We start from the raw sequence: 11,372 nt of genomic DNA, 5'->3' as shown, positions 1-11,372 counted from the left end.
TTATTGTTTTACAGCTTTAATCCGGTAAAGTTCATCACTCTTAGGCGGTTCCAGAAACCGTCTTTCATCCTGATTCCGTATTATCCTTCCGAGGTCCTCTGTTAATCTTCCGATTACAACCGCAGGTATGCCATTGTCGCAAAGCATATCTGCCAGTTCGTTTCCTTTCCCGGTAACCAGTAAAAGCGAGCCTCCGCTAAGAAGCTGATAGGGATTAATATCAAAAAATTCACAGATTTCGATTGTTTCCTGCTTTATTGGAATCTTATTCAAATCCGCTGTTAATCCCATTCCCGTTCTGGCTCCCAGTTCCCACAAAGCACCAAAAATTCCGCCATTTGATGCGTTGTGCATTAGCTTTACCTCTAATTTTTCAGAAAGTGCTGCTTCTTTTTCTGTAGGTAAATAACTGATAAACTGTACCGCATTCTGGATGAAGTCATGATTATACCTGGTTGTAAGCTCATTTTTATGCTCTCTGGCAAGGATGGCAGTCCCTAATAGTCCTGCCCACTTTGTCATTACAATCTCATCTCCGGGCAGGACGCCCGCGGATGCGGTAACCCTGCTGCGGCGTATCTTGCCCACTCCTGTGACAGTAACTACCGGCTGGTTTACAAAGGCAGTTATTTCGGTATGCCCTCCCATAATCTCGATATGATAAGCTTCACAGGCTTTTTCTGTTTCCTTTATCATATTCTGTAACAGAGATTCCGGTGACCCTTCCGGCAAGAGAAGGGTTAACAGGATTCCTATCATTTCTCCTCCTGCTGCCGTAATATCATTGGCAGCACTATGTACAGCAACATGGGAAGGCAGGTCCTTACCAAAGGTTATGGGATTAGAGGTAAGTAAGATTCCTTCTTCCTCTCCGGTGCCAAGCAGACAGCAGTCCATTCCCACACCGGGACGTAAAAGCACTTCTTCTCTTCTATGATTTATTTGTCTTAAAACAGAACGCTTTAATATCGGTTCCGATACCTTTCCAATCTGCATGGTAACCTCTTTCCCAGCTGTCAGATATTTGATAAGACAGCCGTTAATACATAACTCTTGATTGTGAAAAGGGGTTGTTGCATAACAAAAATATGTTATGCAGCAACCCACACAGACCTAAAAGCCTGTATCATCTTCCTGGGTACTATCTCCGCTATCGTCTTCCGTGCCCGTTCTTTTATTATTGGCTTTATTACCGTCTGTACTGCCGCTGTTCTCATTTCCTGTCCATACAGGTACTTCCTCTGGATCTTCGGAAGAGGTCTTGGTCTTATCCTTCCCCTTCTTGTCATCTGCGGCATTTTTATCCGGTTCCTCTATCTTTTTGGTACCAACGGTTACATACCTTGGAGAAGCATTGTAAACACTTCTGTTTACTCTGGTGCGGCTTACTTCCACGCCGTCTTCATATACTATCTTATAAAGCTCTGCCGTATATCCGATATGAGCTGACTGGGTAGTATATTCATAAGTCGTAGGCTGGTTCGGGTCCTTTGTTACCACATCCCCACCCGGCTGCTTTTCATTTAATATTACCGTTTCAAACTTTATCTTTCTATTCTCGGTATCCCTTGTTTCATGTCCCCATATCTTAAAATAAATGGTTCTCCCATAGGTTGTAGCTTCAACTACAATAGGCGCATCCGTATTATTTTTAAATCTCAAATTTTTCCAGGTTCCTGCAATGGCAGCATCCCTTGATAAGTCTACATAACTTATGGTCATAGAATGGGAAGAACGCTCCACCACCTCAAGTTCTGAAAGCAGTACCGCATTATATAATGTCGTTGTTACCTGGCAGGCGCCTCCTCCGATGGAATCTACAAGCTTTCCGTTGGAATACGCTCCGGCCTGATAATAACCGTTTTGTGTAGTAAAGGGAGCCAGTTTATCATAAGCGGAAAAAACTTCTCCCGGATATAATACTGTGTTATTGATAAGCCTTGCACCGTTAGCAAGATTCGCCGCCCTGTCCGATGTTGAGGTTGCATAGGTTGTCTGGAAACTTCCTAATACAGTATTGCACTTTTCTACCATTTCCCTGGTATACTTAGGTTGTGTCTCATCTACCTTGGCAGTCAGGCCGATATTATCTCCCGTCCAGTTATTTAAGATGGCATCCTCAATAGCTGCCATCGTTGTTTTCGTATCCACTTTTTGTCCTACTGTTTCATCCGTATATACAAAGTCCCCGTTTTTTCTGGTTACTGTGGCATTCACTGCCTTTACATTATGGCCGGAAAGCTTCTTTTTGGCAAAACTCTTCAGCTTTGTTTCGTCAATGGAGTACTCCATGTGATATGTGATTTTATTTTCCTGCGTATCTTTAAGTTCCTTGTATTGCTTTATAAGATTGCCGGTTTTACCGATTTCCACAGCCTCTTCGATATAATTATTTTCCTTAGAGGCAAAGCCTAAATCACCGACTGTTATCTGCTCTTTTTCACCCTTTATATCAACGGTCACGTTTTTTTGTTTTAGCGTATCCACATAATCTGCTACTGCTTTTTCGGCTTCTTCTTTTGTCATTCCGCCGATATCCACCGTGTCGATGTATACTCCTTTTGTTATTACATCTTCCTCACCTGCCGCAAGGACTTTTGTGAAATTGCCAGCGGATAATAGGAATAATGATAACAAAAAAAGCACTATTCTTACCATTCTCTTGCCGTAATTCATCTCTTACCCTCCTTTGCCAGCATAATTCAAACTTACTGACATATTTCCGTATTATTTCTTTACAAGACACATTTCTTATGTATTAGCCGAATACCTCATCAGAATAATACATTAATTACCATAGGTGCTACCATCGCTAATACCAAAATGATTACGATAATAGTTGATATCATTCTCTTTACTTTACTGCTATTAAAGTTCATATTTTTGCCTTTCCTTTCAATTATAGTATAATTCAAAACCCTTCATTTATTCTGCCTTTATTCAGGATAATTTTATCAATCAGTCTGGAGGCCTCATTTCTGGTCAGCCCCTCTATTTGTTCCACATACTCTATCTTATGATATTTTAGTAAATGATTCAAGTAATTTTTTTGTTTGTCAGTAATTGGCTGGCTTTTTTTCACCTTGTAATTTAAGTCTGCCGGCATAAAAAGTCCACCGTGTTCCGTGAAGAAATCATTGCAAAGATAAGCATAGATAACCGCTGTAGCCTTTGCATCATGAAAAGCTCTGTGGGCACTTGGATTTACAACTTTATAGAGGCTGCAAAGATTGGCAAGGCTCTTGCTTTCCTCTTCCGGAATGGTTCCCTTGCTGATCTTAAGGGTATCGATTCCCTGCTTTTCAAAAGGAATTCCAAGGCGTGAAGTCCCCACCTTCAAAAAGCTATAATCAAACATGATATTATGACCCATTAAAATATCATCCCCTGCAAATTCCACAAAGCGGGGTATAACCTTGTCCTGGTTCTGCGCCTCTTTTAACATGTCCTCCGTGATGCCGGTAAGTTCTATAATCTTTTCCGGCAAAGCCACCGGAGGCTTTACCAGCTCATTGAAATATTCTGTTATCTTTCCTTCTCTTACTTTAACAGCGCCAATCTCTATTATGTAATCCTCTTCCGGTGACAACCCTGTAGTCTCTATGTCAAAGCATACAAAAGATGTTATCCTGTCACTTTTATTCATCGTTTTTTCCCTCCCATCTGCAAAGGTTAAAAAGAAAGCATTCTCTGCACTTTGGGCTTCTGGCAGTACAGATACTCCTGCCGTGGGCGATAATCTGAAGATTATATAAAATCCAATGGTCCCTGGGTAAGACTTTCATAAGGTCAAACTCAATCTTAACCGGATCTTCTTCCTTGGTAAACCCAAGCTTTCCGGATATTCTCTTAACATGGGTATCCACAACTATACTTGGTTCGTGGTACACATTTCCCCGGATGACATTGGCTGTCTTTCTTCCTACGCCCGCCAGTTTTGTAAGTGCATCAATATCACTTGGAACAACTCCCCCATATTCCGTTACAAGGGTCTTTGCACATTCGATGATATTCTTTGCTTTGTTATGGTAAAATCCTGTACTGTGAATGTCCTGTTCCAGCTCCTTTAAGTCCGCCGCCGCAAAGTCTTCCAAGGTTTTGTACTTTACAAATAAGTCTTTTGTAACCAGATTAACCCTTGCATCCGTACACTGGGCACTTAGAATGGTGGCAATCAGAAGCTGCCAGGGTGTCTCGTGGTCTAAATAGCATTTGTATTCCATTGAATAGTGTTCATCCAAAAGGGCAAGAACCTCTCCCACTCTCTCACGTTCTTTCCCCGTAATTCTTTTAACTGCCATACTTATCCCTCTTATCTTTATAAATCAATTATCATCTGTTCCGCCTGTTTGTTCAGAGGATTTCTATGCTTATAATCATACAGAATATAATAATCTCTTCTGACCGCCCTGCCTTTTTCTGCTGACTCTTTTAAGTCAAAAGGATAGTGCTCTATATGAAGCCTGCCTTTAATCTCCTCTGTGCTTCTCTCTTCCTTCAAATAGCCAAAAAGCCTGTCCCTATCCTGATAAAAAGCCTGATAGCGCTTCTTATAGCTTTCAAAATCCTCCGCAAAGGAAGGTCTGCTCTTTAGCTTCTCTCTTAAATATAAATCATGTACCATAAGACACTTTAGTACCTCTGCTTCTTCTGCCAGCCTCTCTTCTTCTATCTTTCCCTTTTCATATTTCAGAAAGAATGACAATAACGCATCATAGCGCCCCATTCTGGAGGAATTCAAAAGAAAAAGCCCCTGCTCCTCATAATAACCGGAAAGCTCTAAAAGCAGGTCAAAGGGAGTTTCAAAGAATTTCATAAGATACTGCAAGGAGTATTCAAACTGACCGCTGTTATAATAGCCTTCCACCATGCTCTCTATTTTTTTAAGAAGCAGAATTTCGTCATAGCTTATCCAATTTGTATAAAGCACCTCATAGGGAGGCTCGTCCTGATAAACAATGCCCCAAAGGTCCTTTTCCCCGTAAAGGGAAGACCCCTTTAGTACCTTTAAAAAGCCCAGCTGAAGCTGGTCGGGCTTCATGGCATATACTTCGTTAAAGGAAGTGCGAAAAGAAGCATAATCCTCATAGGGAAGTCCTGCTATCAGGTCAAGATGCACATGAATGTTTCTGCCCTCCTGTATCTTAGCAACCACTTCCTTGATTTTTTCAAGGCTCATTACACGGTGAATGGCACCAAGGGTCACTTCATTTGCCGATTGTACGCCTATTTCCAGTTGGATAAGTCCTTCTCTTAAGGTCTTAAGAAGCCCAAGCTCATCCTCCCGAAGCAATTCCCCGGCAATTTCAAAATGAAAATTGGTTATTCCATTATCATTTTCCTTTAAAAACTGCCAGATTGCCATCGCATGTCCGTGGTTACAGTTAAAGGTTCTGTCTACGAATTTAACCTGGGGCACCTTAGCTTTTAGGAAAATGGATAATTCCTCTTTTACCTTATCCAAGTCACGGAAGCGTACTTTTTTTCTCTCCGAGGACAGGCAATAACTGCAGGAATAAGGACAACCCCGGCAGGATTCATAATAGATTATCTTATTTTCAAGATCTTTCAGCTCTTCATAGGGAAAAGGAAGAGCATTCATATCCATTTCCTGTCTGACAGAGGTTCTGATAAGCTCATCCGATTCTACTGATTCATTGTCAGGAAATGCTCTGCTTCTCTCTCTGCTCCTAAAACAAATACCTTTAATATCCCTTAAGCTTCCCTTCTTCTCCATATAATAGCAAAGAAGCTCATGAAAAGTTTCTTCGCCTTCTCCGCACATAATTCCGTTGGCGCAGTCCAGCTCTTTTAAAATTTCCTCCGGATCATAGGAAACCTCCGGGCCTCCAAGCCACAGAAGGACATCCGGGAGAATCTTTCTTAATTCCCTGCACAGCTTCTTTACCATGCCAAGATTCCACAGATAGCAGGAAAACCCAATGAAATCAGGCTTTTTCCGGTATATATCCATAAGAATGTCATCCGTGTACTGATTTATCGTATATTCCGCCAGATCTATGGATTCCATGTAGTCACTCGCATAGCTTCTTAGGCTCCTGATTGCCAGGTTTGAATGTATATATTTTGCGTTAATTCCGACTAATAAAATTTTCACAACAAGCTCCTGATGTTTTGCTTATTTGCCTTGGTTAGCTTATCATAACACAAATAGCGGAAAAATGGAATATTCCTTTTCATCCGGTTATTTTTCTGTCTGTTAACAGGTTGTTAAGATGATTATCCAGCCATATTGCAGGTGCAGATAGAGTAAACCACACCAGACTAAAGAGAGGGCATATCTGGCCCCAGGCATTTAAGGGCTGACCGGAATAATCCCACACATTCAGATGCATCCACAGGTTGACTATTAGACCTGCCAATAATTCCACCATAGTTATGGCTAAAGAAGACAGAAACATTCTTCCCGCCAGAGGGATTTCCTGCCGGTATTTTTGGTTGATATGATCGATTAGCAAAAAGCAGATTCCGCCTGCTATTAACATGGAAATATGGGAATAGCCCCGAAACAGGGTTTCAATACCGCAGTAGGTAAAACCACCTACAAAGAAAAAAAGGAGATATTTCAGACTACTATTGTTTATTTTGAGCATACTATTCATTCCTTTCCTCTTAAAATATCTTATTGGTTTGGAATTAGTATACTCGATTATTTTTTTCAAAATCTAAATTTTGCCCTATTCCATCACTTCCCTTGACAGTGGTTTCCAGAATTTTTTTAACACATTCTTTTTCTTAAAAATGGGCATGAAAAAAGCGGGTGATGGGAATCGAACCCACGTATCTAGCTTGGAAGGCTAGTGTTCTACCATTGAACCACACCCGCAAATTACTATGATATTATCAGATTTCCACCCAAAGAATATATCTTTGAAGTCATGCCGGCGACCGGAATCGAACCGGTACGGGCGATTAGGCCCGCAGGATTTTAAGTCCTGTGCGTCTGCCAGTTCCGCCACGCCGGCATCTGAAACTTTCTGACAAGGTTAGATTATAACATAGTTACCTTTACATTTCAATAGTTTTTTTGCTTTCTCTTTCCACAAAGTTTTTAATAATAAGAGAGGATACCGGAGGAAGGTACAGATTTAATATTCCTCCATCGGTATAGTACATTTCAGAGTCGTTTGAGTGTCCTTCTCTTGTTGTTAATATCATTCTGGAAAGTGTGTCCGTATCTTTTATACCGATTCGCCATGCATCAATTCTGACCTCCATGGGGGCTTCGGTATTATTAAGAGCTATGATAAATTTATCCTGTTTATCAAATCTTCCATAACATAAATAGCCGTATCCGGCATGGAGCATAAGATGAGAACCGATTCTAAGAGCCTCATAGGACTTGTGAATATGAATGATATCTCTATGAAACTGTATCAGATCCATATCCTCTCTGCCCCATGGATAGCTCCTCCTGTTATCAGGGTCTGTAAAACCGCATAGACCGGCTTCATCTCCGTAGTAAACCGTCGGAGCACCGGGCCAGGTCATCTGGACTGTTACAGCTTCTCTAAAAACTCCTTTATTGATTCCTGCCTCGGCTGCTTTCGGCCCCATAGTTGCCGTCCTGCCTACCTTCTTATTCGTTCTGGTAAGAAAACGGGAATGGTCATGGTTGGAAAGCTCATTCATTGCCGTAAGAAGGGAAGGCATCTGAAAGCTTGCCATGGCATTCTTCATAAGTCCTTCAAAGGCAGTTCCTGAATTGTAAAGAGTTTCTTCGTAGGAATCACTGTGCTTTTCCATTCCGGTTAAAAACCAGGTCAAAGGTTCCATAAATGCATCATAATTCATGACGGTATCCCATTCGTCTCCTAAGAGCCACTCCCTGGAGTCACCATAATGTTCTGCCAGGACTACCGCTTCTGTATTGGCCTCTTTTACAACTCTTCGAAAGTCCTTCCAGAACTTATGGTTAAATCCTCTGGATAGTCCTAAATCAGCGGCCACATCAAGCCTCCAGCCGTCGCAGTTATAGGGGGGAGATACCCATTTGGCACCGATTTTTAATATCTCCTCATACAATTTTTCAGAGCCCTCATAATTTAGCTTTGGCAGGGTTTCATGACCCCACCAGCCATCATAGCTTCTGTTTTCCGGCCAGCTTTTTTCCTGGAAGTTAAAATAATCCTTGTAAGGGCTTTCCTCTTCCCAATAAGCCCCAACCTGGAATCCCTCCTCCCCTTCATAAATACCTTCTCTGTCAAGCCATTTATGAAAGGAACCGCAATGGTTAAAGACTCCATCCAATATTACTTTCATGCCCCTTTCGTGGGCAATCTCTACAAGCTTAGCAAAAAGCTCATTGCTTTTATTCAGGTTCACGAGGCTGGTTACTCTTTTTTTATAGCGGTAAGCCTTACGGTTATCATATACACCTTCCGGCATGGTTTCTTCACAGTCCTCTTCAATAATGCCAAAGTGAGGGTCTACATAATCATAATCCTGGGTATCATATTTATGATTCGAAGGAGACACAAAAATAGGGTTCAAATAAAGCACCTCTACTCCCAACCCGCTAAGATAGTCAAGCTTCTTAATAACTCCTGCCAAATCTCCTCCATAGAACTCACGGATTCCAACAGCTGCGGGATACTGGTACCAATCTTCTACCTTTCGGGTATAATCTCCGACATAAAAGTATTCCCTGTCTTCCACATCATTCGTTGTGTCTCCATTATAAAACCGGTCCACATATATCTGATAGATTACTGCACCTTTTGCCCAGTCAGGTGTATGAAAACCCGGCGTTAAGTTAAAATGGAATTTATCCTGCAGCCTGTCAACACCACCTGCTTTATTATAATAGCAGGTGCCTGCAGCGTCACTTATTTCAAAGTAATACCTTACCGGTACATCCGTAAGATGAATAGTACTTTCATAATAATCAAAATACTCGTCGCCAGCCACTTTTTCCATCTTTACAGCTTCTATTTCTTTTGCCTCTGTGGCAAGATTAATATTTACTTTTAAATCACCTTTTTCGGTTCGCAGACGGACTTTTACAGCTTCAAATTCCTCCGGTTCCGGGGGAACTCTATAATCCTTCGTACCGTCACTGTACAGCGCACTTTTATTTATCATAATTTCCAGTCAAACCTTTCCGCTTTCCTAATCCTCTCATTTCTGATAACCTATATTAAATCAATTTATTAAAAATAGCAACCGATATCTATTTTTAGACAAAGAAAAAGACAGCTTTCCGAGTGCTGTCTTCTTCTTGGAGAAGGTATTTTGTTACTTATGGGGTGTAGCAAAAACTATATAATGTATTGGGGTTTACGATTATTAGTATACCATCCTATATACAAAAAGTGTGCACAAACATCAAATTTTTTAAAAATATTTTTTGTCTGTTTTTTTCTTATTATTTACCTTCGTAAATACCTCTCCTAAATAAAATATATAAAAACCTTGCAATTTCAAACATTTTTTTGTAATCGTTCTTTATCCCTCTAAAATAGGGGAGTTTTCATTGTTTGACTTACCTTCGCCTCTTTGAAGAAAAAGAGATTCAAATTCTTCTCTGTTAATGCGCTCTTTTTCAATTAAGAGTTTCGCACAGCTATGAAGCACATCCATGTATTCCGTAAGAATTTTTTTTGCTTCAATGTAGCAATTATCAATAATGCCTTTTACTTCATCGTCAATGATTCTGGCAACATTTTCGCTGTAGCTTCTGGTATGTGCTAAATCTCTTCCGATAAACACCTCATCGTCATCGTTGTTATAGTTAACCATGCCCACAGAGGAGGAGAAACCATACTTTGTAATCATGGCTCTGGCTGTCTTTGTCGCTACTTTGATATCCTGGGAAGCACCTGTTGTAATATCGTCAAAGATTAATTCTTCTGCCGCCCTTCCGCCAAGGCCTACAATAATATCCTGTTTCATACCGCCCTTTGTCTGAAACATTTCATCTTTTTCCGGTAGAGGCATGGTATAGCCTGCTGCTCCGTTTCCTGTAGGGATAATGGATATGGTATAAACAGGTCCCACGTCCGGAAGCACATGAAAGAGAATTGCATGACCGGCTTCATGGTAAGCTGTAATTTTCTTTTCCTTTTCAGAGATTACCCTGCTCTTCTTCTCGGTACCGATACCTACCTTGATAAAGGATTTATTGATATCCTCCTGAACAATATAAGAGCGGTTCTCTTTGGCCGCACTGATGGCAGATTCATTTAAAAGGTTCTCAAGATCTGCCCCTGTAAAGCCTGCCGTTGTCTGGGCAATCTGCTTCAGGTCTACGTCCTCTCCAAGAGGTTTTCCCTTGGAATGAACCTGAAGAATCTCTTCCCTTCCCTTTACGTCCGGTCTGCCTACCATAACCTTTCGGTCAAAACGGCCGGGCCTTAAGATAGCAGGGTCTAAGATATCCACACGGTTGGTTGCAGCCATTACGATAATTCCTTCATTGGCACCAAACCCATCCATCTCAACCAACAACTGGTTTAAGGTCTGTTCTCTTTCGTCATGTCCGCCGCCCATACCGGTTCCTCTTCTTCTGGCCACGGCATCAATTTCATCAATAAACACAATACAGGGAGAATGCTTCTTGGCATCCTCAAACAAATCCCTTACTCTGGAAGCACCCACACCTACAAACATTTCCACAAAGTCTGAACCGGAGATACTAAAGAAGGGTACTCCTGCTTCTCCTGCTACTGCCTTTGCAAGGAGTGTCTTACCGGTTCCGGGAGGTCCTTCAAGGAGTACACCTTTGGGGATTCTTGCGCCAACCTGGGTGTATTTCTTGGGAGTCTTTAAGAAATCCACGATTTCCTGTAATTCTTCCTTTTCTTCTTCCAGACCGGCTACGTTCTTAAAGGTCGTTTTCTTATTCTCATCAGTGGTCATCTTTGCACGGCTCTTGCCAAAGTTCATCACCTTGCTGCCGCCACCACCGCCGCCTGCTGCCTGGTTGGTAAGATAGGAGAACAAAAGAATTATCACTACAAAGCCCAAAAGGTAGGGAAGCAGTGTCAGAAACCAGCTTGGCTTGGAAACATCATATAAATGATAAGTAAGGTCTTTATTGTTTTGATTTACGATCTTATCATCTATAACTTTTTGCATCTCATTGACATCAGATACATTAAATTTCTCCACACTCTTATCCTTTAAGGTAATGATCGCTTTTCCGGAAGGAGTCTCCTGATTCTGATAAATCTTAACATCCGTAACATTATTATTCCTTAAATCCTCTAAAAAATTACTGTACTCATAATTATTACCAGGGTTGCTTTTTATATTTTGATGAACAAGTGATAAGACCAAAATAATACCGAGGATAACGAGATAGGCCCCATATCCTTTCAGTTGTCTTTTCACAGACACCCCTCCTTTCT

Annotated in this window: 8 protein-coding genes and 2 tRNA genes; all 10 read right to left on the bottom strand. The window is 41.2% G+C overall.

Features of this window, described 5'->3' with window-relative positions; translation table 11 throughout:
- On the bottom strand, positions 1–996 hold the full coding sequence (locus BUF11_RS08735) for an AIR synthase family protein (RefSeq protein ID WP_073588471.1): 996 nt from the start codon (positions 994–996) through the stop codon (positions 1–3).
- Between the two features lie 117 nt (positions 997–1,113).
- Complete coding sequence (locus tag BUF11_RS08730) at positions 1,114–2,676, bottom strand: VanW family protein (RefSeq protein ID WP_073588470.1); 1,563 nt, start codon at positions 2,674–2,676, stop codon at positions 1,114–1,116.
- Between the two features lie 235 nt (positions 2,677–2,911).
- A complete protein-coding gene (locus BUF11_RS08725; RefSeq protein ID WP_073588469.1) occupies positions 2,912–3,646 on the bottom strand; it encodes a 3'-5' exonuclease in 735 nt (244 codons plus the stop codon).
- Positions 3,639–4,301: an endonuclease III gene (gene nth / locus BUF11_RS08720; protein ID WP_073588468.1), complete on the bottom strand. Its 663-nt coding sequence runs from the start codon at positions 4,299–4,301 to the stop codon at positions 3,639–3,641. The genes BUF11_RS08725 and nth overlap by 8 nt, the downstream gene beginning before the upstream one ends.
- A 17-nt stretch (positions 4,302–4,318) precedes the next feature.
- Positions 4,319–6,118: a B12-binding domain-containing radical SAM protein gene (locus BUF11_RS08715; protein ID WP_073588467.1), complete on the bottom strand. Its 1,800-nt coding sequence runs from the start codon at positions 6,116–6,118 to the stop codon at positions 4,319–4,321.
- Between the two features lie 79 nt (positions 6,119–6,197).
- Entirely contained in the window at positions 6,198–6,623 is a 426-nt protein-coding gene (locus tag BUF11_RS08710; protein ID WP_073588466.1) for a putative ABC transporter permease, read from the bottom strand.
- 153 nt (positions 6,624–6,776) lie between these two features.
- Positions 6,777–6,847, bottom strand: a tRNA-Gly gene (locus BUF11_RS08705).
- Positions 6,848–6,900: 53 nt separating this feature from the next.
- Positions 6,901–6,986, bottom strand: a tRNA-Leu gene (locus BUF11_RS08700).
- A gap of 43 nt (positions 6,987–7,029) precedes the next feature.
- Complete coding sequence (locus BUF11_RS08695; RefSeq protein ID WP_073588465.1) at positions 7,030–9,105, bottom strand: glycoside hydrolase family 13 protein; 2,076 nt, start codon at positions 9,103–9,105, stop codon at positions 7,030–7,032.
- Positions 9,106–9,468: 363 nt separating this feature from the next.
- Positions 9,469–11,361: an ATP-dependent zinc metalloprotease FtsH gene (ftsH, locus tag BUF11_RS08690; RefSeq protein WP_073588464.1), complete on the bottom strand. Its 1,893-nt coding sequence runs from the start codon at positions 11,359–11,361 to the stop codon at positions 9,469–9,471.
- Between the last annotated feature and the right edge of the window lie 11 nt (positions 11,362–11,372).

Origin of the sequence: Anaerocolumna xylanovorans DSM 12503 (genome assembly GCF_900143645.1) — a bacterium.
GTDB classification, from domain to species: domain Bacteria; phylum Bacillota; class Clostridia; order Lachnospirales; family Lachnospiraceae; genus Anaerocolumna; species Anaerocolumna xylanovorans.
Note: the sequence above shows the minus strand (reverse complement) of the source record. Positions and strands in the feature narration are given on the sequence as shown.